24 protein-coding genes and 1 riboswitch are annotated in these 25,978 nt (G+C 39.0%); of the genes, 15 read left to right on the forward strand and 9 right to left on the reverse strand.

Annotation, left to right across the window (positions count from 1 at the left end; genetic code table 11):
• Positions 1–383: 383 nt before the first annotated feature.
• Both AB1K80_RS08340 and AB1K80_RS08345 read left to right on the forward strand, forming a co-directional pair.
• On the forward strand, positions 384–836 hold the full coding sequence (locus AB1K80_RS08340) for a MarR family winged helix-turn-helix transcriptional regulator (protein ID WP_412856153.1): 453 nt from the start codon (positions 384–386) through the stop codon (positions 834–836).
• 21 nt (positions 837–857) lie between these two features.
• Positions 858–1,376 (forward strand): GNAT family N-acetyltransferase, encoded by a 519-nt coding sequence (locus AB1K80_RS08345; RefSeq protein WP_412856154.1) that lies wholly within the window; start codon positions 858–860, stop codon positions 1,374–1,376.
• 89 nt (positions 1,377–1,465) lie between these two features.
• Here the strand turns inward: AB1K80_RS08345 and AB1K80_RS08350 are convergent, their stop codons facing one another.
• Positions 1,466–2,239 carry a D-alanyl-D-alanine carboxypeptidase family protein gene (locus AB1K80_RS08350; protein WP_412856155.1) on the reverse strand — a complete coding sequence of 258 codons (774 nt, stop codon included), beginning with the start codon at positions 2,237–2,239 and terminating at the stop codon, positions 1,466–1,468.
• A gap of 221 nt (positions 2,240–2,460) precedes the next feature.
• Between AB1K80_RS08350 and AB1K80_RS08355 the strand changes: the two genes are divergently transcribed.
• Positions 2,461–2,901, forward strand: a complete 441-nt coding sequence (locus AB1K80_RS08355) for a hypothetical protein (protein ID WP_412856156.1) — start codon at positions 2,461–2,463, stop codon at positions 2,899–2,901.
• Between the two features lie 33 nt (positions 2,902–2,934).
• Here AB1K80_RS08355 and AB1K80_RS08360 read toward each other — a convergent pair whose 3' ends face one another.
• The 3 genes from AB1K80_RS08360 to AB1K80_RS08370 form a co-directional block, all read right to left on the reverse strand.
• Positions 2,935–3,285 carry a DUF4064 domain-containing protein gene (locus tag AB1K80_RS08360; protein WP_412856157.1) on the reverse strand — a complete coding sequence of 117 codons (351 nt, stop codon included), beginning with the start codon at positions 3,283–3,285 and terminating at the stop codon, positions 2,935–2,937.
• Positions 3,286–3,420: 135 nt separating this feature from the next.
• On the reverse strand, positions 3,421–3,888 hold the full coding sequence (locus tag AB1K80_RS08365) for a hypothetical protein (RefSeq protein WP_412856158.1): 468 nt from the start codon (positions 3,886–3,888) through the stop codon (positions 3,421–3,423).
• 122 nt (positions 3,889–4,010) lie between these two features.
• Complete coding sequence (locus AB1K80_RS08370; protein ID WP_412856159.1) at positions 4,011–4,685, reverse strand: hypothetical protein; 675 nt, start codon at positions 4,683–4,685, stop codon at positions 4,011–4,013.
• A 211-nt stretch (positions 4,686–4,896) separates the two neighbouring features.
• On the opposite strand from AB1K80_RS08370, the gene AB1K80_RS08375 reads away from it, so the two are divergent.
• The gene (locus tag AB1K80_RS08375) at positions 4,897–5,265 is read left to right on the forward strand and encodes an RlpA-like double-psi beta-barrel domain-containing protein (protein ID WP_412856160.1); all 369 of its coding nucleotides are present in this window, start codon (positions 4,897–4,899) and stop codon (positions 5,263–5,265) included.
• A 73-nt stretch (positions 5,266–5,338) separates the two neighbouring features.
• Positions 5,339–6,385, forward strand: coding sequence for a hypothetical protein (locus AB1K80_RS08380; RefSeq protein WP_412856161.1), 1,047 nt, complete (start codon positions 5,339–5,341; stop codon positions 6,383–6,385).
• A 225-nt stretch (positions 6,386–6,610) separates the two neighbouring features.
• Here AB1K80_RS08380 and AB1K80_RS08385 read toward each other — a convergent pair whose 3' ends face one another.
• From AB1K80_RS08385 to gabP, 3 genes are all read right to left on the reverse strand, one after another.
• Positions 6,611–6,982: a carboxymuconolactone decarboxylase family protein gene (locus tag AB1K80_RS08385; protein WP_412856162.1), complete on the reverse strand. Its 372-nt coding sequence runs from the start codon at positions 6,980–6,982 to the stop codon at positions 6,611–6,613.
• A 318-nt stretch (positions 6,983–7,300) separates the two neighbouring features.
• Positions 7,301–8,860: a multicopper oxidase family protein gene (locus AB1K80_RS08390; protein WP_412856163.1), complete on the reverse strand. Its 1,560-nt coding sequence runs from the start codon at positions 8,858–8,860 to the stop codon at positions 7,301–7,303.
• A gap of 97 nt (positions 8,861–8,957) precedes the next feature.
• Positions 8,958–10,346 carry a GABA permease gene (gabP, locus tag AB1K80_RS08395; RefSeq protein WP_412856164.1) on the reverse strand — a complete coding sequence of 463 codons (1,389 nt, stop codon included), beginning with the start codon at positions 10,344–10,346 and terminating at the stop codon, positions 8,958–8,960.
• Positions 10,347–10,826: 480 nt separating this feature from the next.
• Here gabP and AB1K80_RS08400 point away from each other — a divergent pair, with 480 nt between their 5' ends.
• From AB1K80_RS08400 to AB1K80_RS08425, 6 genes are all read left to right on the forward strand, one after another.
• Positions 10,827–11,726, forward strand: coding sequence for a cation diffusion facilitator family transporter (locus AB1K80_RS08400; protein WP_412856165.1), 900 nt, complete (start codon positions 10,827–10,829; stop codon positions 11,724–11,726).
• A gap of 103 nt (positions 11,727–11,829) precedes the next feature.
• On the forward strand, positions 11,830–12,792 hold the full coding sequence (locus AB1K80_RS08405; RefSeq protein ID WP_412856166.1) for an AAA family ATPase: 963 nt from the start codon (positions 11,830–11,832) through the stop codon (positions 12,790–12,792).
• Entirely contained in the window at positions 12,789–13,967 is a 1,179-nt protein-coding gene (locus AB1K80_RS08410; RefSeq protein WP_412856167.1) for a DUF58 domain-containing protein, read from the forward strand. Before AB1K80_RS08405 ends, AB1K80_RS08410 begins: the two co-directional genes overlap by 4 nt.
• A gap of 7 nt (positions 13,968–13,974) precedes the next feature.
• Positions 13,975–16,185 carry a DUF3488 and DUF4129 domain-containing transglutaminase family protein gene (locus AB1K80_RS08415; protein ID WP_412856168.1) on the forward strand — a complete coding sequence of 737 codons (2,211 nt, stop codon included), beginning with the start codon at positions 13,975–13,977 and terminating at the stop codon, positions 16,183–16,185.
• A gap of 184 nt (positions 16,186–16,369) precedes the next feature.
• Positions 16,370–17,911 carry a glutamine-hydrolyzing GMP synthase gene (gene guaA / locus AB1K80_RS08420; protein WP_412856169.1) on the forward strand — a complete coding sequence of 514 codons (1,542 nt, stop codon included), beginning with the start codon at positions 16,370–16,372 and terminating at the stop codon, positions 17,909–17,911.
• Between the two features lie 450 nt (positions 17,912–18,361).
• Positions 18,362–19,537, forward strand: a complete 1,176-nt coding sequence (locus AB1K80_RS08425) for a hypothetical protein (RefSeq protein ID WP_412856170.1) — start codon at positions 18,362–18,364, stop codon at positions 19,535–19,537.
• Positions 19,538–19,973: 436 nt separating this feature from the next.
• Here AB1K80_RS08425 and AB1K80_RS08430 read toward each other — a convergent pair whose 3' ends face one another.
• The gene (locus tag AB1K80_RS08430) at positions 19,974–20,525 is read right to left on the reverse strand and encodes a GNAT family N-acetyltransferase (protein WP_412856171.1); all 552 of its coding nucleotides are present in this window, start codon (positions 20,523–20,525) and stop codon (positions 19,974–19,976) included.
• Positions 20,526–20,529: 4 nt separating this feature from the next.
• Positions 20,530–20,715 (reverse strand): Fe3+ hydroxamate ABC transporter substrate-binding protein, encoded by a 186-nt coding sequence (locus tag AB1K80_RS08435; RefSeq protein ID WP_412856172.1) that lies wholly within the window; start codon positions 20,713–20,715, stop codon positions 20,530–20,532.
• A 180-nt stretch (positions 20,716–20,895) separates the two neighbouring features.
• Between AB1K80_RS08435 and AB1K80_RS08440 the strand changes: the two genes are divergently transcribed.
• From AB1K80_RS08440 to AB1K80_RS08455, 4 genes are all read left to right on the forward strand, one after another.
• Positions 20,896–21,441 carry a sigma-70 family RNA polymerase sigma factor gene (locus AB1K80_RS08440; RefSeq protein ID WP_412856173.1) on the forward strand — a complete coding sequence of 182 codons (546 nt, stop codon included), beginning with the start codon at positions 20,896–20,898 and terminating at the stop codon, positions 21,439–21,441.
• On the forward strand, positions 21,410–22,855 hold the full coding sequence (locus AB1K80_RS08445; RefSeq protein WP_412856174.1) for a DUF4179 domain-containing protein: 1,446 nt from the start codon (positions 21,410–21,412) through the stop codon (positions 22,853–22,855). The genes AB1K80_RS08440 and AB1K80_RS08445 overlap by 32 nt, the downstream gene beginning before the upstream one ends.
• 353 nt (positions 22,856–23,208) lie before the next feature.
• Positions 23,209–23,310: riboswitch (purine riboswitch) on the forward strand.
• Between the two features lie 140 nt (positions 23,311–23,450).
• On the forward strand, positions 23,451–24,776 hold the full coding sequence (locus AB1K80_RS08450; RefSeq protein ID WP_412856175.1) for an NCS2 family permease: 1,326 nt from the start codon (positions 23,451–23,453) through the stop codon (positions 24,774–24,776).
• A 289-nt stretch (positions 24,777–25,065) separates the two neighbouring features.
• The gene (locus AB1K80_RS08455) at positions 25,066–25,818 is read left to right on the forward strand and encodes a hypothetical protein (protein WP_412856228.1); all 753 of its coding nucleotides are present in this window, start codon (positions 25,066–25,068) and stop codon (positions 25,816–25,818) included.
• Positions 25,819–25,978 lie beyond the last annotated feature (160 nt).

The raw sequence follows: 25,978 nt of genomic DNA on the forward strand, positions 1-25,978 counted from the left end.
AAAGAATGGAACAGAGTTTCAAGCTCTGAAGCAACTAAAAGAAGAAAAATAATACAAGGTAAATTGTTAGCCCTTCATAAAGAAATTGAGCCAAAAGTAAAACAATGGGATTTGCACACCCCCATTATAATAAAGATTATATATCAAGTGGGATTACCCCTTCTGTCTTTAATCATGGGCGTGTGGGAGCAAAACTGGGGAATTGAAAAGGAACGATTTGCATGAAGAGAAATGGACTTATACCATTTGATTGAGTGAATTTTTAACGATCCTCTCGTTAAAAAAGCAATTGAAAGAACACTTTCCTAGATGAAGGTGTTTTTTGTTGTAATTACAATAAATATAAAATATAATGTTGTAAATGCAACAAAAGGGGTCGTGGTATGAGAGAGATTCTACGAGAAATCGGTGTGATTGCTAGGGCACTCGATTCCATTAGTAATATTGAATTTAAAGAGTACGATTTAACGAAGGGACAGTACTTGTATCTTGTGCGTATTTGTGAAGAGCCTGGCATCATTCAGGAAAAGCTAGCTGAAATGATTAAAGTTGACCGGACGACGGCTGCCAGAGCGATTCAGAAACTAGAGCTGAACGATTTTATTGAAAAGAAAAATGATACTGAGAATAAAAAAATCAAAAAGCTGTTTCCTACTGAGAAGGGCAAGGCGGTTTATCCGTTGATCAAACGAGAACATGATTATTCAAATCAAGTCGCATTGGATGGATTTTCTGAAGAGGAAGCAGAACAAATCTATGCGCTTCTTCTAAGAGTAAGGAAGAACATCGAATCAGATTGGGAATATGTGAAAAAGGGAAATAAGAGACATTACTAAATGATCAGGAGTGATGAATCAATGAACGTCACGTTTATTCCATGTGAAGAACAGCATGTAAGTGAGTTGCGAAGAATTGGGATCGATACGTTTAAAGACACCTTTCTGAAGCAAAACAAAGCTGAACTTATTGAAGATTACGTGGAGACAGCTTTTCATCCGGACCAGCTCCTGAAGGAATTGAACCATCCATCCTCACAGTTCTACTTTGTTTATGTGAATGATGAATTGGCTGGTTATTTGAAGGTGAATATGAACGATGCACAGTCAGAAGATATGGGAGATGATTCATTAGAAATTGAGAGGATTTATCTGAAGCAATCCTTTCAAAAGCAAGGGTTAGGTCGTTATGTAATGAACCAAGCATTTGATATAGCGAGGAAACATCAGAAGCGTGACGTTTGGCTTGGGGTGTGGGAACACAATAGTGGGGCTATCGCATTTTATCAAAGCCTTGGGTTTGTTCGAACGGGCGTTCATGCTTTCCATTTGGGGGATGAAGAGCAGATGGATTATGTGATGACCAAGTCGCTTAGCTAAGGAAAAATGACATCGCGCTGATGGATGAAAAAAGCACTCTTGTAAACAAGAGTGCTTTTTGTGTTTATCCTTTTACATTTAAATACTCTTCAAGGGTTTTTCCACTTTTCTTTACCTTTTGGATAGCGGATGATAAAGCCGAATTCATGGGCATGTTTGGCGAGCCATTTGGCTTCTTTTGTTTTGGCGAAGGAGTTCTTGGCCCAATGCTTCGAGTTGGCTCCACCAATATCAAAGGCGAGTCCTGTTTGGTGTTCGGAATGGCCTGGTCTTGCACTAAAGCGATCTGCTTGTTTTTTGCCGTGAGATGCGACGTAATTGTTGTATAAGACACGCTGACGATCATATGAACGGAAGGTGCTAAAAGCAGTGAGGCGAACATGATCTTTCTTGGCTTTTTTGATCATGGCATTGACAGCTTTTCTCGCTTGTTTATGTTCACCAGGGTTGTATGTAGCCGGTAACTTGTGCTTCTTGTTTACGACCAAGATCCCTTTTACATATGTACCTGGCGTTTTAGTAGATGGTGCAGCATATGTAGTTGGTGATGGTTTTTTGGCTTTTTTGAGATAGCGAGAACTGATGTAGCCTGTTTTCCCTTTATACTTTGTTTGAACCCACTTCCCTTGTTTTTTGAGATAGGGCACGTTTTTTCCTTTTGGAATGGTGAAGATCACCCGATGTTTTGTTCCAGGTCCTTTCCGTAGGTTGACATTGGCTGTTGTGATATATGTCGGTGCGGCAGCTTCTACGACGGACTTCTTATGTGGCACTTGTAAAAGTGGCAACTCTACTGAAAACATGCCAAGTCCAAGTACGAATATGATACTAACCATCTTGATTTTCAACCAAGGCCGTTTCATGTTCATTTCACTCTCCCTTTCGATCTATTAATATACATATATTGAGATAGTTTAAAAGAAAGTGCAATGTTTTTTTATCTGAAATCCTTATAGAGCAGTGAAAGCAAAATCATTTGATGACATTTTTTGTTTAAAATTACATAAAAACATCTTTTATTTCCATGAAAAACGAGATGTCTTCTTTATAATAGAAGTATCTTGAGAACAGGGAGTGAGCCGAGATGGATCAAAAGGTGCTACAAGTGAATCAAGAAGAAAGTGCAGAGAGTGCGTTATCAGAGTTGAATATTTCTCCTAACGATCTTGGTGCAGTATCAAAAGAAGTGGCGGAGCGCATTTTACATACGAAAGATACTAATTATATTCATCAAGTGATGTACGTTCCGATTGAAAAGAAAGAGGATTTGGAATGGTTGATTCGATGTGTGGGGGAGGCATTGGCTGACGGTGATGGAGATGAGTTTGTACTTGAAATAGCAGATTTGCTCTATTCTTTTGTTCTTCCATTTTATGCATATGATATTTTGGGTGATCATCACCTGCATGCACAGACTATGGGGATCATAGAACGATTAGCATTGAGGGATCATTCAGATATTCAGACTCTAATCCATGACATGAAAATCGAGTTGGCCGTGAGCAGCAATAAAAAAAGCTTGTAGAATGGAATCCTTTCTACAAGCTTTTTTGTGTCATTATTCAGCTGGAACTGCTTTGGCAGGTTCTTTTCTGAATACGCCCATGCAGCCTGCGATAACGATTAAGACGGCTGGAAGGATATAGAAAAACGAGATGGAAATGAGTCCTCCAACAGCAGATACTAACAATAATGCTCCGCCAAGCTTTGCTTTTTTCTTAACAACCACAGATGCTACAATGGCAAGGATAGAGAAAAGTATCGCTGACCAGCCTAAGCCAGTGAATTGGCTAGTGCCTGAATCATTAATAGCCTCGTCAATTCCACCGATAAAAAGGGCAGACGTTGCTCCGAAAAATCCGAAGATACCTCCAAGTAAACCTAAAACAAATTCTGTTGTTCTTTTCATCATATATTCCTCCGATATGTATTGATAATTATTGGCACTTTATAACCAGTACAATATTACTAATCGGCTTTCTTTTTACGAAGTTAATAGTTTTTCTAAAAAAAAACAAGAAAATCCAAAAAGAATTTTCTTGTGTTATTTGGCTCTATTCCAAGTAATCTTTGTTTCATTTGTAGATTTCTTTCCTTCGGCTAGCACTTTTCCATTTTCCTGTTTCACTGTAATACGTAAGTCATATAATGAGTAGAGTGCGCCGAGACTGTCATTTTCAGGTTTGTGAAGATTGTTATTTTTGTCAGTTGCAGCCCCGACCGCCAGTGTCTTGGCAAAGTTTAAACCGATTACTTCGGCGTAGTCACTATTTGTGTCACTAGAGGCGGTCACTGTTAATGTGATGGTTTTTTTCTTTTGATCGATGGTAATCGCTGTGTCTTTTACAAGCTTTGATTGCTCCAAGATCTCTTTTGATTCTGTTTGAATTTGTTTGCTAATCGTTGGGAGTGTGACAGATTCTGTTTTTTGTTCTTTGGTCGTATTTGTGCAAGCGGATAAAATTATGAGGCTCACAACTAGACTGAAGCATAGCAGTAGACTTTTTTTCACGTTCTTTCTCCTTTTTTTGTCGAAGTATGTATGTTTATGTTACCACGAATCTTTGTTTTGATTAAAAAAGAAGTATTGATAAGCTGTGAACAAAAAAAAGCACCCAAGTCTGGGCGCTTTTTTTATTGTGCTGATAGGCTTGTACTAAGCGGGATAGAAGAATGTACAGTGAATGTCGGAGCCGGAGCACCTGATTCTAGATTTTTTCGCAATAGAGATGATTTGATTGTGCCATCCCACTTTTTATAGACGCTTCCTGATGTATCCGCGCGGAGCTGCACATTCGAGAAGCTTGCTTGTGAGTAGCTATTTGCTCCATTATCCTGCACACCGTGAACCATTTTAACAACATCGAAGTTTTTCAGACGGCTAGGATTGGCAACAGGCTGCTTGTAGCGAAGCTTTCCATTCACGTATAGTGACACAGTGCCGTCTCCATTGTTGATCAGTTTTAAATTCACTCGCGCGCCATCCTTAATGCTTGGATCGTATTTGCTATTCCAATATTGACTGCCGCTTGATGAGCCAGTGCCAAGGAAGACCTTGTAGCCACTAGACGTTTTTGAGATGCCACTTTCTACTACAGCAGCACCAAGGCCTAGATACCAGTCAGTATATCCATTTTTAATGGTCGCTGTTTTCGGAAGGACAATATCAGCAGAAATTCCTGACCATTTGGCTTCATCTGTTTGTGTCACAACTGCACCGTGACGAGGTCCTGCCGCAGAAGCAGGAAGACTTGAAAGCATGAAAACACAGACTAAACTAAAACTAAAAATCGATAACCATTTTTTCATGAAAATTCCTCCTTATCATTTGATACACATTGATTATATAAAATGAATGAAAAGGTAGGATTACAATTTTATTACTTTTTTTGATTCGGTTTGGGGATAAAAACAGTCAAAAAGTGGCCAACTTGTATCCGAATTGTAATGTGACTGTAAAATAATTGGATGTATCTTCATGTATAATGAGTGCAGAAACCAAATACGGAGGATTTTTGAAATGAATAAAAAGCTGATCACGACAATCGTAACAGTAGCTAGTTTATTTTTAGCGTTTAGCTTTTCAAATGGAGCAAGTGCAAAAAAAGTAAGCGGCAATATTACTTGGTATAATGGTGTCGGTAAAAAAGGCGCAGATGGAAAAAAACTCGGTCATTGGGATGCAGCAACAAAAATGGGATTTGACGTACCGAAAAAAGGGACAAAATTAAGAGTGACAACAAAAGCGAAACCACATAAAGTGATTACAGTCTATAAATATGATGTTGGAAGAATGCCGAATGCCGTATTAGATGTGAGTCCGAAAGCATTTAAAGCACTTGGATATCCGACAAGTAAAGGTGTCGTAAAAGGTCATTACACTTATTAATACATGGGCATGAGAAGAAGCGGGAAAAGTTTATTTTCTGGCTTTTTTTCTTGTGGAGAGGATTTGAAAGACAATGAAAAAATCAACATGGTGGATTATTACGTTTATTGGCTTGGCAGTCATTGCAGTCGTTTTTTTCTTGATGAGGCCAAATCAAGACATGAAACATGCAGATGAAGTAAAAACGAACAACAATTTAAAAGATGAACTGCTAGTCTCATTTACGGACCAACAGTTAAATAATACGTATTACCTTCAAAATCGAGCGCTTCATACGGAGAAGCTGACAGCATATCCTTCCACTGTTTATGATACTTCAAAACAACTTTTATACTATACGTATACGAATGAAGACACACAAAAGGTAAGTATTCGTGCATTAAATGTAAAGAACAATCAAGAAAAGACGATCTTCACTAGTGAAGATTCGATCGATAGCATGAGGCTTTCTGGTGACGGTGAGCAGTTGTATTTAAGGTATAATAAGGATTCAGGTGAGCAGTTTTTTGTTGCTTCTTTAGATTTGAAAAAGAACAAAATGCAGATGTTATATCCAGAAAAAAGTGAAGACGATACAGTGAGTTCTTTTGCATATGATCCAGCTTCAAGTCTCTTGGCTATTCATCATTATTCTTTAAAAGAAGATTATGAGAAAACAGATGAAGCCAATGAAAAAGGAACCGATCCTGAACCAACGACGATGAAGATCACGCTTCAAAAAGGGAATGAAGAAACACGGATTGCAAATATCCCAAAAACAATCAATGATATTTCGTTTTCACCTGATCACCAGTCATTGCTGTATACAGAGGTGAATATTCAAAATGAGAAAGAAATATCCTCTATTAAGATGCTTGATATAGAGTCAGGAAAAACGAATACCCTCGTTAAAAACGGCCATGGTGTGCATATTTTAAGTGCGGCACAGCCTCAATTTTCGAAGGATGGGACATCTGTTTATTTCATAGGTGTTGCTAAGAATGCAAAGGAATTAAAAGATGATACTGGGCGAAAGGCAAAGGTAAGAACCATTTTTGAATATGATCTAAAGAAGAAAAAGGTCGAAACAGCTTGGGAGAAGGATGGTGGAATTATTAACAATTTCACTGTCAGCGAATGATGTGTACGTTCAGTTATGATTATAACTGAACGTTTTTTGATGATGTGATTTGTTTTTCTGCTGAAATAGGTTTCGTATGTGATGAAAATCATTTTTTAGAAGGAAAATATGTGATGTTTTCGTATTTCGATGATATGACAAACGATCAGAAAAGAAGTAAGATGTGTGGGAGTAAAAGACAAATAAAAAAAACGAGAGGACAAATGACTTCTCGCTTTCCTCTATTTATTTGGTATTCTCGTCTAGTAAGTTTTGAAAAATAAACAGTGCATTAATGGAATGCGGAAATCCAGCAACTTTCGTACAGTGCTTGATGATTTCCATGACCTCTATGATGGAGAGACCGATATGTAAAGCTTGTTCAAAATGAGTCTTTAATTCTTCTTCACAATTCCCTTTTGTGATGAGGGCTGATAATGTAGAGATTGCTTTTTGTTTTTCATCTAATATGAAGTGGCTGAATTCTTTTTGTTCACCGAGTTCAATTGTTAATTGTGCAATGTCAGATCGAATGCTCTCGTTGTCCTGAAGTGAAAGCTTCTCCATTTTACTTGCCGCTTCTTCACTGACTAGGCAAGTGTTCTTATCTTCATTCAAAGTGGACTCCTCCGTTTTTTCTCGCAATTTTCCTTTTATTCGATCGTTGTTTCTCATGTACCTTTTTTTAGAAGTACTGGGTATATAGTAGTATTATCGGATTGTCACGTCAACTATTTAATTGTTGATGAAGCAATGAAATGTCATCAGGCCTCAGGATTTAGTCATTTTATAACGACGCTACGACTGCTTAAGAAATCTATATGAATGTGAAAAAGGAAGAGCTAATCTGAAGGTCGGATTAGCTCTGTGAACAACCTGCATCGCAGTTTGAGTGTGTGAGAATTTGAACCATCTTCTTAGACTAGTGATGTTTCACTATTTAGTGGAATCATGGTTCCATTTTTCACGAATGATATCCATAGGTCGCATCATGTCATAATCTTCGTGTTCTAGAATGTGACAATGCCACACATATCTCCCGCTGTAGGGTACAAATCGAGCGATGATTCTAATGACTTCACCGGCGTGCGATTGAATCGTATCTTTATAGCCTTGTTCATGCAGAGGCGGTGACACATTTGGTCCTGTATACACAATTTCACCAGTAGATTGATAGAGGTCAGTGTCAAAAGGTCTTCGATCTATCACTCGGAACTGGACAAGGTGTAAATGGATGGGGTGTGTACCCCTAGTTGGATTGACGATGGACCAAACCTCTATACTGCCGAGACTCGGGTTTTCTGTCACCGGATCACTCCAAAATTGATTGTCTAATAATAAAATAGGGCGTCCATATTTATCTTGAGTGCCACTCAGTGTCAACGTGCGTTCTTTATCTGCCTGACTAGGTCGAAGTGAAGGAAGTGGTTTGTAGATCGGTCGTGATTTTTGAGGTGATCTTCCTTTTAACGGACGAGTGACTTGAAACTGCATAATGTTCGCATCTGTTTCTGGATCCACATCCTGCCCACAGCCTGCTTTATTTTTTAAAATGATCGTTTGATTTTCATAAGCTGAAAAGTCGATGATGACATCGAAGCGTTCAGCCGGTGCAATGCTAAAGGATTGATGAGCCACAGGCTTTGGCAAAAAGCCACCATCCGAGCCAATTTGCAAGATGGTTGCATCATTGTCTAAATGAAGCTCGTAAGTTCGTGTATTGGACGCATTTAACAGACGAAAACGATATTTTCGAGGTTCCACTTCTAAATAAGGCCAGATCTTTCCATTCACCATAATCGTTTCACCACAAAAAAATGGCACAATGGAAGGGTCTGGGATATCACTGTCTTCAGGTGTGTTATTTGGTCTGCTTGGGTAAAATAGTGCACCATCTTCTTGAAACGTCCGATCCATGATCATCAAAGGAATATCATAATCATCTTTCGGTAAGTTTAATGACTTTTCATACGCATCTGAAATCAAATAAAATCCAGCTAAGCCTGCGTACACGTTCAACCTTGTCAATGCCATTGCATGATCGTGATACCATAATGTGCATGCTTGCTGATGATTCGGATATTCGTAAATTTCTCTTTCAAAGAATGGGCCGGTTTCTTCAAAGTCTCTCGAAAACCACGCCTCTGGATAACCGTCACTGCTCGCTGGAGTGACACCTCCATGGAGGTGAACGACTGTTTTTACCTCTGGTTCATCATGATGACCCGCATGAATGGTGTGGTCGACAGGTAAAAAGTGTTTCAGAGGTAATTTGTTCATCCATTTCACTTTTACCTTTTCATTACGATTCGCCTTGATGGTTGGACCAGGTAAGGTGCCATTATAGGTCCATAGCTTAGTCGGGGGGAGATCCCTGTGTACTTTTTGGAACACTTCTTCCATGGTAATTTCATAATACGTTTGTTTTGGGTTCTTTTTTACGGGCTCCGCTATTTTTGGAATAGGCAGCTCGTCAACGAATTTCTCAAGGTTCATGTTTACTAATCCTCACTTTAATCCAATTTGATACATTATAAGTGCGGACTTCGAAATAGGTGAATAAAATAAAAAAACCCGCATAGCGGGAAGGGGATTAAGGGTGTTTATTGTCAAGCGTTGCACTTGCAGTCATTTTTTTATTACGTTTAAAAATAAAATAGGCAGCTAGAATGGCAACGGTGATGGTACCTGTCAAGATGAGCTGTGGTCTCATTGATTCGATAAATAACATAGAAATCAAAATCGTACAAATCACCAAAATGGTGAAATAGGTGAGGTACGGAAACAGCCACATTTTGATTTTGAGTTGTTCAGGATGTTCCTTTTCTAATTGACGTCGCATTCTTAATTGAGAAATGGCAATGACTAGGTAGACGAGAAGTGCAATTGCGCCTGATGCATTCACTAGGAACAAAAAGATGGTTTCGGGGTAGAAGTAGTTCATCATGACTGCAATATAGGAAAAGAAAGTACCTGCAACGGTAGCCGCTACAGGGACGCCACGTTTGTTGATTTTCATAAATCGTTTCGGCGCCTCGCCTCTTTCAGCTAAAGAATATAGCATTCTGGATGTCGTGTACAAACCGGAGTTTAAACAAGAGAGAACAGCAGTTAGTACAATGACATTCATGACCTGAGCGGCTGATGGAATGCCGATATACTCTAGCACAGCCACGAATGGGCTCGTTAAAATACTGGCTGAATCCCATGGAAGTAATGACACAACGACAGCGATTGATCCGACATAAAATACGATAATACGCCATACAACAGAGCGTGTAGCCGTTGTAACGGATTTGACTGGATCTGCCGATTCGCCGGCCGCAATTGCTACAATTTCTGTTCCCATAAAGGAAAAAATGACGACCACAATTCCGAGTAAAACGGAACCTAATCCATTTGGAAGGAAACCACCGTTACTCGTTAAATTTGAAAGACCTGAAGTATGATGTCCGCTAAAGCCAAAGATGAAGGCAAAACCGATGAGGAGAAATAATATAATACTGACGACTTTAATTAATGAAAACCAATATTCAAATTCACCAAACGATTTAACAGAAAAGATATTTGTCAACGTTAAGAGGATTGTGAGGATTAGGCTGGTTAGCCAAACGGGTGCATCTCCATACCAATATTGAATAATGGCGGCGCCGGCAATGGCTTCGATGGCAATGACGATGACCCAGAAAAACCAGTATAGCCAGCCAATGGCAAAGCCCGCCCATGGGCCGATGGCATCGCTGGCATATTGCGAGAAGGAACCACTTGTTGGATAGGCACATGCCATTTCTCCAAGCATTCTCATGATAAAAATAACCAAAAGTCCGGCAAACGAATAGGAAAGAATGGATCCAGGCCCTGCAGAATGAATGACAGCGCCACTTCCAACAAATAATCCTGCTCCAATGACCCCAGCAATGGAAATCATGGAAATATGTCTAGTCTTAAGATTTTTTTGAAGACCGTTTGTCGTGTCGGACATTGTGTTACCCCCAAACCTTTCTCTTAGTAGAGAATTTATTTTTAGAATATTTTAAATCTTATCACACTGAATGATCATTCATCATTGGACAGCCTATCAAACTGACATTTCAACACGCTTAACAAGATGTTAAAAAGTATAAAGATTTTGAGATATTATTTTGCCGCATCTTCCTTCGTCTACTTTTGAAAACGAGTATAAAGTGATAGAAAAAAGTTGTGTCATAAAATAAAAAGATTCTGACAAATTACAAAGGAAGGTCATTTCCTAGTATGTGTCTGTTTTGATGATTCCATCAAAAGCCGATAGGAATAGCTTTTGAGGTCTATTGACCTTATAAAAATAAGTTTGCTTCGCTCAACACATTTCTATTGATCCTATTTTGCTGACATAAGTGAATCATGTTGCTGTAGACCCACACGGGCTCTGCTATGTAAGATAAGGAATAGAAAAGTTATGTGTGAGGAGGCGCCGAACGACATGGAGCGCTATGACGAATTGAGGCAAGGTGAAACGGGTGCTTGGGTCAGCATCATTGCATATGTGATTTTATCTATCGTTAAACTCGTGATTGGGTATGTGTTTCATTCTGAAGCTCTTTCGGCAGATGGGTTGAATAACACGACAGATATTATTGCATCGCTTGCCGTGTTAATTGGGCTACGAATTTCTCAAAAGCCGCCTGATGAAAATCATCCATACGGTCACTTTAAAGCAGAAAATATTGCGTCACTTGTGGCCTCATTTATTATGATGCTTGTTGGGCTTCAAGTTTTGTTAAGTGCGGGGCAGTCGCTTTTCACTTCTCAACAACAGACGCCTGATTTGATTGCTGCGTGGACAGCGGCAGGAAGTGCTGTTGTGATGTACGGCGTGTATCTGTATAACCGCAAACTGTCTAAACGGGTTAACAGCCAGGCGCTTTATGCCGCGGCAGCTGACAATAAATCGGATGCGTATGTCAGTATCGGTACTTTCGTGGGAATTATTGCTTCTCAGTTTCAATTGGCATGGATTGATACGCTTGCTGCGTTTGTGATCGGTTTGATTATTTGTAAAACGGCGTGGGACATTTTCAGAGATGCGTCTCATTCGTTAACGGATGGTTTTCATATAAAAGATATGTCTAAGTATAAAAAAACGATTGAGGCAACGCCAGGTGTGGATGATATTAAAGATATTAAAGCCCGTTATCTTGGAAGTACCGTGCATGTCGATGTGGTGGTTGAGGTAGAGCCGCATTTGAACATTTCGGAAAGTCATGATATTGCCGATGAAATTGAACGTAGAATGAAAAAGGAACATGATATTTTCCATTCTCATGTACATATGGAGCCGGCGTGTGCATCAAAAGAAACGAAGAAGTCTTTTCCATCGTGAGAGGGCTTCTTTTTTATGATGTGTTGTTGTTTTATGAAAATGTGCGTTGTATGGTAAAGTTAGACTATATGAAAATGGATAGAGACGTGATAGGAGGATCAGGATGGCATTTGATGAACCGATGCATACAGATTTACAAAAAGTCGTAGAGAACATCAATAAAGTCATGGTTGGGAAAAAAGACATCGCCGTTTTAAGCCTTGTTGCGATTTTGGCAAAAGGGCATGTGTTACTAGAGGATGTGCCTGGTGTCGGCAAGACCATGATGGTTCGTGCTTTGGCAAAATCGATTGGCTGTGACTTTAAAAGAATTCAATTCACACCTGACCTGTTGCCATCAGATGTGACAGGTGTGTCGATATATAATAATAAAACAAATGAATTTGAGTTTAGGAAAGGGCCGATTATGGGACAGATTATCTTGGCTGATGAGATCAATCGGACATCTCCTAAAACGCAATCTGCTTTGCTTGAAGCGATGGAGGAAGGGAGTGTCACGGTCGATGGTGAAACAATGCCGCTTGAGAATCCTTTTTTTGTCATGGCAACGCAAAACCCTGTTGAATATGAAGGAACATACCCGCTGCCTGAAGCCCAAATGGACAGGTTTTTATTCAAGCTTCAAATGGGGTATCCGACCATGCTAGAAGAGCTAGAGGTGCTCAATTTGCAAGAGAAGCATTCTCCGATTGATACGCTTCATGCTGTGATGACGAAAGAACAAATCGATGATTTACAGCAAAACGTTCAGAAGGTACATGTGGATACATCGATTAAAGAGTATATCGTTGAAATTGCTCAAGCGACTCGCAAGCATCCATCTGTCTATTTAGGTGTGAGCCCAAGGGGATCTATTGCGCTGATGAAAGCGGCTCAGGCCTATGCGCTATTAAATGAACGAGATTACGTGATTCCAGATGATGTGCAGTATTTGGCGCCTTTTACACTGCCGCATCGCATGATTTTGACATCAGAAGCGACATATGAAGGGAAGAAGGCAGAGACACTGCTTCAACAGATGCTTGGGCATATTGGAGTACCTGTTCAAAAGTCGATGACTCGATGAAGTCACGTGGCCAAGTGGTTTCGTTATGGTTGCGTATTTTTATGCTCTTCCTTCTCACAACAGCGGCCTTTTGCTATGCCATGTTTCAAGGTGGTTTTGTCAGTTGGTTCTTATTTTATGCGTTTTTGCCATATGCCATCTATGCTTTGTTGTACGCCATGATTCCTCTTCGGGTGACGGCTGATAGAACATTACAGCGCACAAACATAAAGGCAGGGGATGTGTTGACTGTAGACTTAGAGATCAAGCGAACGAATCCATTTCCGTACTTTTACGCCATTATCGAAGATCTCCCTCCAGATACCTTCCAATTACAGGAGCAAGTTGAAATGAAACGAATGATATTTCCTTGGTTTCAAAAGACTTGGCGCATCTCTTACCAATTGAAAAGTGTGCGAGGGGAGCATCATCTAACAGCGATTAGGGTGAGGACTGGAGATTTGTTTGGTTTTGTTGAAAAAGAAGTCATTCTTCCTTTAGAAAAAAAGTTCATTGTTTATCCAAAAATGTTCGATCTTCCTGTTGAAGCAGCCGAATCAGCCAACGAAAATGGAGGCAAAGCGGTTCACTCTTGGTTAAATGAGTCAACCAATGTGACAACCGGTGTTCGTGAATATCAGCAAGGAGATCGTTTTGCATGGGTGGATTGGAAGACGACAGCAAGAAGAGGTCAGTTGATGACAAAAGAGTTTGAACAGAACCGTACGAAGGATCTCATGGTTTTTGCTGATTTTACGGATGAGACAGCCTTTGAAGCCGTCGTGTCGATGACAGCTTCTGTCCTTCAATCCGCAGTGGAAAAAGGAATTCCGGTTGGTCTTGTTTCTTTTGGACATCAGCAGGCATTTCGAGTCGATCAAGGAGAGTTACATCTCCAGACGATGCTTTCTTATTTAGCTAGAATATCGTTTCAGTCCTCTAAAGGATTCAGTGATCAACGGTTGACAAGCAATGAATTTCAACAAACAGGCAAATGTATGATCACGGGTCATTTGCACGATGAACTTGCTACTAGTCTCCTCCGAAACAGAAAGAACATCACTGTTTTTTTAGTGAAAAGAACGGCTGATCAATTAAGGACAAAAGAAAAACAACTTGTCGACCGATTGAAAGCCTCTGGGATGAGTATCACTCTTTTATTTGAAGATCAGCTACATGAAAGAATTGTGAGGTGACAAGCTCATGTTGCATACTCATCAGCGGCAAAGCCGTTTTGAATTGTTCATTTATTATTTTGTCGCATTTTTGCTTCTTTGGGAGTGGCTTCGTCCACTGCAAGATTTTACAGAGACAAGCCATACATCTTATTTCATTATTTTTATAGGTCTTACGTGTTTGTTTATTTTCTTTCGGTGGAAATGGTATGTGACGTTTCCACTCTGTGTTGGTCTTATTTTTCTAGCTTTATATTTGAACTTTTATCAATCAGAGCCAAGCTATATGGCTGCTTTATATGCCGATGTCATGGACAATGTCCAATTGATGAAGATGGGCATGTGGAGCGACATGTATCCGTCTTTCCGCACGTTATTGTTTTATATTTTGCTATGGCTGCTCGTCTACTTGCTTCATTATTGGGTCGTTTATCAGCAACGCATCCTTTTCTTTTTATTGATGACGATTGTGTATGTGACGATTCTTGATACGTTTACGCCATATGACGCAACGTTTGCAATTGTAAGAATTATGGTATTTGGTTTTTGTTTGCTTGGTTTACTCTTTTTCGTTCGACTCCGTGCGTCAGAAGGAGTGCGTGTGTCACAGAAAGCGCGATTGAAATTGATGCTGCCGATGCTCGCGCTTGTTCTCGTCTCAGCTTCACTCGGTGCCACATTGCCAAAGTCTGACCCGAAATGGCCAGATCCTGTTCCCTTTTTACAGGCGGTCACGAATCAAGATGGAACTGGCGGGCAGAATAAGGTGGGATATAGTGCAGACGATACTTCGCTTGGCGGGCCGTTTAGCGAGGATCGTACGCCGGTATTTAAATGGAGTGGAAAAGAGCCATCCTATTTTCGTGTCGAAACAAAGAGTATATACACAGGCAAAGGATGGGAAGATGCGTCAAATGAGTCAAAACCGACGCTTCTGCAAGATGATCAGGTTCAAAACCAATGGTTTACAGATCGTGTGAAAACAGCGGTTCATGAAGCGAGAGTGGATATGGAAAAGAATTATCCATTTAACCATGCGGTCTATCCGATTGGGACCATTTCACTGATGCCTACGGAAGACATTCCACTGCAAATGCTAGGGAAAACAGAGAAAATTGTGCCAGCACTTGAAAATCCGCCGAAGAATTTAAAGAACTATCAAATCAGCTTTTTATCACCTACATTTATTCTTGAAGATTTACAACAAATCAAAGTTCCTTCAAATCAGCGGGTCAATCAAGAGGTGGGGAGTGAATATTTACAGCTTCCGTCATCTCTACCTGAACGGGTCAAAACATTGGCAAATAGTTTGACGGAAACAAAGGATAATATGTATGACAAGGCCAATGCGATTGAGGATTACTTAGGGTCTGCGGCATTCTCATATGAAACAAAAAATGTCGCCGTACCTGGACGTAATGAAGATTATGTCGATCAATTCTTATTTGATACGATGATCGGCTATTGTGATAACTTTTCTACCTCTATGATTGTGATGCTGCGGTCAGTCGGTATACCTGCTAGATGGGTTAAAGGCTATACGTCGGGTCAAATATATGAAACGCACAGTGACCAAGACAATGTGTATGAAGTCACCAACAACAATGCCCATTCATGGGTAGAGGTGTACTTTCCAAATCGAGGGTGGGTCACCTTTGAACCGACAAAAGGATTTACAAACCCTGAAACCTTTACAAATGAAGCAGGATCCGGTAATCAAGCTGATGAACAAGAGAAAGAAGAAGATCAGCCTGAATCTGATGCAATAGAAGATCAACAGACAGAACAGCAACAGCAGGAAACAGAGCAACAAGAGCAAGCGGCTGAATCAAAGGAACAAGCAGCAGAAACAAAGACAGGTACAATGAAAATTGGTTCTGTTGTGAGATATATTGCAGGAGCTATTGTCTTACTTGCGTTGATCGGATGGATGATGTATCGAATCAGGGCGAGGTGGCTCCCGATCTTGATTGTTCGCAAGGTGAAGCGTCTGCCAGATGAGGATGCGTTCTTCTTTGCATATACAGCGTTGTTAAAACAGCTGAAGCGCAAGGGGATTGAAAAGAAGCCTGGCATGACATTAAGAGAATTTGCGACTTTGCTGGATGGAATGTATGGAGATGATCGCATGTCAGAGCTGACAAAGCTTTATGAGCGGGCACTTTACCGACAAGAAGATGCATCAACGCTTTGGCGGAAATCCGCAAAGTTATGGGAAAATTTAATAAACAGGAGATAGTCTTGACCGCGTACCTTCCTGTTGTTAGAATAGGTGAATATTAAAACCTTCTAAAATACATGAAATGAAGCGTTCGGATGTGTGTCTGGGCGCTTCAAAAGCGTGATTTCACACTGAGAGCAGGATTTCTCCTCTCATTTTTTCTGTGCGTTTATAAAATTAAATTGGACATAGAGGTGACACCATGACAAATTTAGTAAATGAAATGATTTTGGTTCTCGATTTCGGTAGTCAGTACAACCAGTTGATTACTCGCCGTATTCGTGAATTTGGTGTGTACAGTGAGCTTCATCCGCACACTATCACTGCTGAAGAAATTAAAGAAATTGCGCCAAAAGGAATTATCCTTTCTGGTGGACCAAACAGCGTTTATGATGAAGGATCTTTCCGCTGTGATGAAAAGATTTTTGATCTAGGCATTCCGGTTCTAGGCATTTGTTACGGAATGCAGCTCATGACGCACTATTTGGGCGGGAAAGTAGAAGCGGCAAGTCAGCGTGAATATGGGAAAGCAGATATCCAAATCAACGGAACACCTGCTTTATTTAAAGACCTTCCAAATGAACAAGTTGTTTGGATGAGCCATGGTGACCTTGTTGTTGAAGTACCAAAAGGCTTTACAGTGGACGCAACAAGTGAACATTGTCCAAACTCAGCGATAAGCTTAGAGGAGAAAAACTTCTATGGCGTTCAGTTCCACCCAGAAGTTCGTCACTCTGAGTACGGGAATGACGTATTGAAAAACTTTGTCTTTGGCGTATGTGAGTGTGAAGGCAAATGGTCAATGGAGAACTTCATTGAAATTGAAATGCAAAAAATCCGTGAAACAGTTGGCGACAAACAAGTATTGTGTGCATTAAGCGGTGGTGTTGATTCGTCCGTTGTAGCAGTACTAATTCACAAAGCGATCGGTGATCAGCTGACATGTATTTTCGTTGACCACGGTCTACTTCGCAAAGGCGAAGCAGAAGGGGTTATGAAGACATTTAGCGAAGGTTTCAACATGAACGTGATTAAAGTAGATGCAAAAGACCGTTTCTTAGACAAGCTAAAAGGTGTGTCTGATCCTGAGCAAAAACGCAAAATCATCGGAAACGAATTCATTTATGTATTCGACGATGAATCGGACAAGCTAAAAGGAATTGACTACTTAGCACAAGGAACACTTTACACAGACATCATTGAGAGCGGAACAGCAACAGCTCAAACCATCAAGTCTCACCACAACGTAGGCGGTCTTCCAGAAGACATGCAATTCGAATTGATTGAGCCATTGAATACACTATTCAAGGATGAAGTCCGTGCACTAGGATCAGAACTAGGTATTCCTGACGACATCGTCTGGAGACAGCCATTCCCAGGTCCAGGACTAGGCATCCGTGTATTAGGTGAAATTTCTGAAGAAAAACTAGAAATCGTCCGTGAATCTGATGCGATTCTCCGCGAAGAAATTGCCAATTTCGGCCTTGAGCGCGACATCTGGCAATACTTCACCGTTCTCCCAGACATCCGCAGCGTAGGTGTCATGGGTGACGCAAGAACATACGACTACACAATCGGCATCCGTGCTGTTACGTCTATTGACGGTATGACGAGTGACTGGGCAAGAATCCCTTGGGATGTACTTGAGAAGATCTCTACTCGTATTGTGAATGAAGTGAAGCATGTGAACCGTGTGGTGTATGATATTACGAGTAAGCCGCCTGCTACGATTGAGTGGGAGTAATAAAAAGAAAGCCTAGAATCCTTAGTAAAAGGTTCTAGGCTTTTTTTAATTCTGCGCTAATGATTATTGAATAAGGAAATTAACTAACCAATCTCTAATTACTGCATTTTCAACGAGAGCAGTTAGTAGTGAAGTCTGGGCTTTGTAGTGTCGCTCGATTAAATGAAATGTTGCACTATTCCTTAGACTTAAAAGAAACATCTTGTTCCACTGTTAATCCATAAGATAACATCTTTCATTTGATTTTAATAAATAAATAACTATAAAATAATAGAAATGAAAAAATAAAAATTTAAGTTGAGGAAAATTGACAATTTAATTATATCAGTTTTAAGATTTTAAAGGTAAGCATAAAATGAGTGCATTTACGCCATAATATAAACTTATTTTTTTCTTGATGTTTCTGAGTTTCAAATAATGAATAATTACATATTAGGAGGAATTAATTTAATGATGAATGAAGGTGTTAAAGAAGTACTTACTTCTAAGGAACCTTTAAAGGCATATAAGTATTTTAGTGCAATGTTAAGTGACTTTAGGTTTTTTATGTTTGATAATAATTCTAACAATATGCCAATTTTTGAAGATAAGCAATTTGGTCATTATCAAATTCAAGGGATAGCAGATTACAAAAATACAGTGGTTTTAGATGATACATTAGACTACTCAAAACTTAGAGTAAACCATTGCATAGATTTCGATTCAAATATTCTTGGGAATTTATATGCCCTCTTTTTTGGACATTTAAAAGAAAAGGATTTAGATCTATTAAAAATGCTTTGTTTTTTAAAAGAGAATAAAATTCAAATTAATTGTTCACCCTACTTACTAGAGTGTGTATTAAACAATTTTACAATCAATAAAGATATTGTTTATAATAATTTAAAAGCCTTTTCCATCACTGATCATTTAGATCTTAATTCGCTTAAAAGAGGAACTTTTGACACCTTTTTGAATGAGAATCTTGATATTATATTTAGGGAATCTGATGATCGTTGGAGAGAAATATATAATTTAGAAAATAAAATAGAAGGTAAGGAAATTTCCCAGTACTATTTAATATATTGTATGCTTTTAAAAGCTTTTTACATTAAGAACGAGAGTAAAAAAGGTGCAAATTACAAATTTAAAAAACTAATTGATAGTGTGAATTCTGAATTATGCGCTTATTTTGAAAATGAGTTACTTTTATGTTTTATGTATATTGATGGAATGAAAAGTATCGAAAGTTTTTTTGGTGGAATTCAAATTAATACCCAAAACTTATTTAGAAAAATTAAGGGCATGGCTTGGGATTTATTTCACCTTAGGGCTATGGAGAATCATATGGCTGAAAGGAATAAGGAAAGTAGAAGTATCGCCATACATTCCTTTGCTTCAGCTGACAAAGGCTTAAATAAAATAATATCACTTAATCCTATTGAAAGAATTGCTTTTTATAAAGGGAGAGCTATAGTCAAACATAAGGACAGTATTTTCACTAAATACCCCAAATTTTCATATGTTAATGAACTAGAGAAATATAAAGAACATAGAAGGGTACAATGTCTGAAAATCGATTATAAAGCATTATCAGTGGATTTAGAGGAAGAGATCACAAATTTAAAAAATAATAGAAAAATGTAATATTGTGTATATTGAATATTGTAGATGCGAAAATTATTGTATTTTAATTTTCTGATTGTCTAAAATTTTTTAAAAATAATTAGGATTAAAGTTGTTTCTATTGAATTCATATCTTATAAGATATGAATTCAATAGAACAGTTATTATTTCTTTAATATCGATAAAATTCCTAGAGATTCCCCATATCAGATGAAATATATATTCTCCTTCATAAGAAGACAATGTTAAGTATAATGACAAGGGGGTGCTGAGCTGCTGGAATTAAATAAGCTGAATTTTTTGTATTTCTAATTAAACGTTTTTATATAATACCTTAACGTAATATATTGTTTATATATGTAGATCTTCATGTAACTTAAATATATCTTTAACATTTGATAATAGCATTTTTTTGCTTCAAATAATAATATATTTATGATTAACTTGAGGGTATTTTCTAATTTTTAAGTAACCCAAAGATGTACACATCATCAAATCCCTTTTGACCTAATTCATACTCCCTCAATAAACCCTCTCGCACAAAATCAAACTTCTCCAATAATTGAACAGAAGACGTATTTTCTGGATCAATAACCGCTTCAATCCGATTCAAATTCATCTTCTGAAATCCATATCGCAACACCGCAGCAATCGCTTCACTCATAATGCCTTTTCTCCAATGATCATGATGCAATTCATAGCCAATCTCTGTACGACGATGTTGCTTTTTTAGATTGAGAAACCCACAGCTACCGATAATCGTTGAATCTCCTTTTAAGGAAATCCCCCATCTAATTCCTGTTTGTTCTTTGAAGATTTGGTTATACCAATCGATTTCTTCTTTCGTTTCTTCAATCGATTGATGGGCATCAATTCCCATGTAGCGGCACACAGTTTCATTGGATAAATAGATGTGCATATCCTCAGCGTCTTCGACCGTTGCTTGTTTTAAGATCAGTCTTTCGGTTTGTATCGTTGGAAATGAGTGTGGGAAGGTGATGTTGTTCATTCGTTTATCCTCCATGTGATGTCTTTTGTTCTGTACAAGTCTTGCAATAAAAAACGCCTTCATTCCTTAGCCAAGCTTTTACTTCTGTCATGCCCCGTCTTTTTGGATAAACGAGTTTGACGTACACTTCTTCGTTTCCTTCTATCTTTTTCTTACAGCTTGCACACGCGGGTTCTTCAAATAGAAACATTCAACATACTCCTTTTTATAGATATTTCTTCCATTATATCAAATGTTCCACTTGATCTATCGACCCAATTCCTTCACTTTTTCTATTTTTGTCCGACATATGTTGAGTAAAAGAAATTTCTGTTTGTTGAAACCGTTTGAGAGAAAGCGTGCTCTAACAGGTGTAGGAGGTGTGAATGAGATGAAGCAAGAACGTCTAATTAAAAAAGCACAAAAAGGAAACATACCAGCATTTGAGAAATTAATGCTACTTAATCAAGACCGTTTATATAAAACGGCTTTTCTCTACACAAGAAATAAAGAGGATTCGTTAGATGCTGTACAGGAGACTGTCTTGAAGGCCTTTAAACACATGGCGAATCTAAAGGAACCAGCTTATTTTACTAGTTGGTTGACTCGTATTTTGATTCATACAATTTTTGCGATGAAAAAAAAGCAACAAGATGTTATTCCTTTTGAGCAACAACATGAAAGTATTGAGAGTAACGATCGTTTGGAAGATAGGCTTGACCTAAACAGCGCACTTGAAGTATTAGATGAGCAATACCAGCTCGTGATTCAGCTATTTTATTTTCAAGATTATTCGATTTCTATGATTTCTGAACAGATTGATGTGCCTGAAGGAACGGTCAAAACACATTTGTATCGAGCAAGAAAGTTATTAAAGCAAACATTGGAAGAGGAGGAGAGTGTCAATGGAAACAAAAGAAATGAAAAAGCTTTATGATGAAATTGATGTACCCAAAATGGAAGTGACCTCTGCAATTCGTCAAGCCATTGATGATGTGAAAGCGGAAAAGAAAAGACGCTGGTTTACATGGAGTTGGAGAACGCCAATATACTCTGTCATCGTTCTCGTCGTCCTTTACTTTTCATCAGGTTTCCTTTTTCCTTCTCTTAATACAGCAATGGCACGTGTACCGATTGTTGGACAGTTTTATATGATGTTTCACGATAAAGTAGGAATGTCCCTTTTTCAGAGTGATTTGGTGAAGCATGTCAATGAGGGGGCTGAATCACGAGGGATCACCGTGAAAGTAAACAGTGTCTATTATGATGCCGGGCGGCTTGTTTATACGTTTACTGTGGAGAATTTCCATACAAAAGAAGATTTTGTATCATATAGAGTGAATGCAGAAAAAATCAATGGAAACTTTCAACCTAATTATGATGAAACAGAGTTGAAAAAATTAAAAGATGGTCGCTATGTTGGAAGAATGGAATTCTATACAAATGGACAGACGATTAAACAAGGTCAAAATGCGCCACTTGTGATTTCGAAAATTGGAGATGTTGTAGGGAATTGGCGCTTTGAGTTACCTGTGGTTAAGCAAAAAACCACTTTGTTATCTGGACAAAAAGATGTGTCTATTCTAAATGGACGTTACGAAATAAGGGATGTAAAGGTAGAAAATGGAGTGGAAAGCTCTGCTATTCAATATGCGATTGATTACAATGGTTTTGCCAAAGATGATATAGTCAGTATTGTTGGAATGAAGGATAATTTAGGGAATGAGTATCAGCTTGAGATTGGAACTGTTTTAAGGAAAAAACAACTGACTCCTGACAAAACTAGAAAAGATCATTTGACGATTTTGAATCAGCCGATCAATCCAAAGGCGACTGAATTGACATTTGACACATATGTGGATATCGAACGAGAATACAGCCACATCATTCCTCTCCAGACAAAGCTGCCTGTTCAGTTCAAAACAAAGCATAATGAAATAGGAATAAAGATCAATAACATAGAGCAAAAAGGGCGTTCTGTGACGGTTGATTATCAATTTACTGGAGTAAAAAAGGGAGAGTTAGATGAAGATATTTTGAAGAGTGTGAGTGAATTGATAGGATTAGGGGATATTGAGAAGATGAAATCATGGCCAGATCCTGAAGTGAATTATGAAAATGGATATTACTTGAAGGGGAATGATGCGAAGGTGACGAATTTGAAGACAGCTTCTATGCAATCTACCTTTAAATTTGATAATAAGGAGTTAGACACATTATCATTAAACAATTTTTCATTTAAGGATTATGGGATTTACCTTAATTTGTCATATCTGAATGATTTAGCACCACATAAAGCTATAACTGTAACCATTCCAGTCAAAAAAGAAACATCCAAAGCTAGTCGATAAATAAAAAAGGGAACAAGGTTATACAAGTTCCCTTTTTTTGTTGATTTATTCGAATGGAGTCTTTATTAACACTCGAGCTTGGCGGTTTTACTGCAACAGCTTGTACACATTTATGAGCTGAATAACTGTCTATCGAGAGGTTGTGCTCGCCGCTCTCTCTCAAGCCTTTTTCGCAGTGAAAGATCTTTTGATAAAGCCTAAATTGCAAAAGAGAAGGATTTGGAGAAGGATGCCTAAAGAACTACAAACTAATTTCCAAATTAGTGTAATAAGACGAATGAAGCGGACATTTTTTTGAAAAATGTTCGCTTTTCGTCTTGTTTTTTAAAAATGATGTTGGTACAATAGACACAGAAAATCAAATAGATAGATGTCGTATAATCGTGGGGATATGGCCCACAAGTTTCTACCGAGCTACCGTAAATGGCTTGACTACGTCAATTCACACTCGTTTGATATAAATCATGCATTGTTCTTGTTTTATGTCGCGTCCTGAATTCAATTGTAGTCAAGCGTCCCATATTGTTGGGGCGCTTTTTATTTGACTTGAATGAGGCAGACTAAGGCAAAAGGACATGAAGGGAGTCAGTTGGCTTTGAAACAGTTTTTTCAGTTTGATGAGTTAGGGACGAATTATCGCAGAGAGATCATCGGCGGTTTAACCACATTTTTGTCGATGGCTTACATTTTGTTTGTCAATCCGATGACACTTGCGCTTGTGGCAGTACCGGATTTTCCAGATAAATTACGTATTGATCAAGGAGCTGTCTTTACAGCCACGGCTTTAGCATCTGCAGCAGGGTGTTTCCTGATGGGGATAATCGCCAGGTATCCGATTGCGATTGCACCTGGAATGGGGCTGAATGCGTTCTTCGCTTTCTCGGTTGTTCTCGGTATGGGGATTTCTTGGGAAGCAGCGTTATCAGGTGTGTTTGTTTCAGGATTAATTTTCGTTGCACTTTCTTTAACAGGTTTTCGTGAAAAAATCATTAATGCCATTCCGGCTGAGTTGAAGCTAGCTGTTGGCGCTGGAATTGGGTTGTTCATTACGTTCGTCGGTCTTCAAGGTTCTGGTATTATCACCGGTAATGAAAATACACTCGTTTCTATTGGGAATGTTCATAGTGGTCCTGTTCTTTTAACTGTGTTTGGTATTATTGTGACGGTCATTTTAATGGTTCTTCGTGTGAATGCAGGTGTGTTCATTGGGATGCTCGTGACGGCGATCGCTGGAATGATCTTCAGTCTTGTGCCAGTACCGTCTCAAATTGTGGACAGTATTCCTAGTTTGGCTCCAACCTTTGGGCAAGCTTTGATTCACTTGCCAGACATTTTCTCTATTCAAATGCTTGTCGTCATTTTAACGTTCCTTTTTGTTGGGTTCTTTGATACGGCTGGGACACTTGTGGCGGTCGCGACACAAGCTGGTTTAATGAAAAATAATGAGTTGCCACGTGCAGGAAGAGCACTTCTTGCGGACTCTTCTTCGATCGTTGTTGGTTCCGTGCTAGGTACTTCTACGACAACGTCTTATGTTGAATCAAGTTCAGGTGTTGCAGCTGGTGCGCGTTCAGGTTTTGCGGCGGTCGTGACAGGTTTGTTCTTCCTGCTTGCCATGTTCTTCTCACCACTGTTATCTGTTGTCACGCCGAATGTGACGGCACCTGCTTTAATCATTGTAGGGGCATTGATGGTAGCGCCACTTGCGAAAATTGCATGGGATCGCTTTGAGATTGCTGTTCCAGCTTTCTTGACCATGATTATGATGCCACTGACGTATAGTATTGCTACAGGGATTGCAATTGGTTTTATTTTCTATCCAATTACGATGATTTTTAAAGGTAAAGCGAAAGAAGTACATCCGATTATGTACGGATTGTTTGTCATCTTTATTCTATACTTTGCATTCTTAAATCATTAAGAAGTGCACAAAACAGCAGCTCATATGGGCTGCTGTTTTTTTGTATCTTCCATGGTGCTACACTTTTATTCAAGCTGATGTGTTCATCAGCTTTTTTCCATGTTTTAAAACCTTTTCTACCCTTCATCCGTCTATACGTATGAAAGGCAAGAAGTCTTGACTGCATAAAGAGACTTCGCTATTTTGGTAGGAGTCAATCGGACAGTCACTTCGGTGAACTTGTACGATTGTGTTTAAGAGGAGTTGATACGAGTTGGTAGAGAGAGAGTCAGAGCAGGTTACATCTGAAATGAAAAATGAAGAGCCATCGATAGATCAGGAAACAAGACAATCTCGACGAAGCCGAAGCGCTGCAAAACGTGGGAGGAGCTCAAAAACAAATCATGAGCGTTCAGTCACTCAGCGCATGATGAGCGGTATAGGCGGCGCGTTTCAGCGCTATGGGTCATATGGACTTGCGATGTTAAAATCGCCGAGTCAAGCGATGAATCAAGTGCATACATTGCGGATGAAGTACGCATGGATCTCGATCGTGTTATTCAGTGTGTTTTTTGCATTAGGGAACTATGCACAATTAAAGGCGTCAAAGACCCGATTATTAGGCTTTGGCAATCATTATACTTTTGGTGACGCCTTTCTGAGGGTATCGGTCTTTACGCTCTTATTGTTGATGTTGATGATGCTCACGGTTTGGGTCATTGGAAAGTACATGCTGAAAGGAGACATTACGCTAAAAGAAGTGATCATGAAGTTTGGTGCGGCACTTGTACCCGTACTGGTTTTATCTATCTTTTGGCTTGTGTTTGCCATGCTGAATCTTCCATATATAACGGTCATTTTATCCGTGATGATGTTTTTCGGTCTCCAGTGTATAGCGATTGTGCTTTTTCGCTCAATTCAATTGGAGCAAGAAGCAGTTCGAGGAGATTTAATGTACGCTGCTTGGGTATTGTTATTGATTGAGCTGATTTTTATTACGTTGTTATGGGGAATTGTTGGGACTTATTTGATTCCCTCACTTATTCCTGTCCAATTTGGATAAGACATCATGAAGCCTCCTTTTTGAAAAAGGGAGGTTTTTGTGTTGAGAAGATAGAAAAACGGGTAAACTCTGGTAACGAAGATCATCCTAGTCGTCAGAAAAGGCATGTGTGATTCTGGCACAAATTTGATTGTATCAAGTTTTGTTCTCTAGTAGAATA

It is taken from the genome of Bacillus sp. 179-C3.3 HS (assembly GCF_047229225.1).
Lineage (GTDB): Bacteria > Bacillota > Bacilli > Bacillales > Bacillaceae > Bacillus.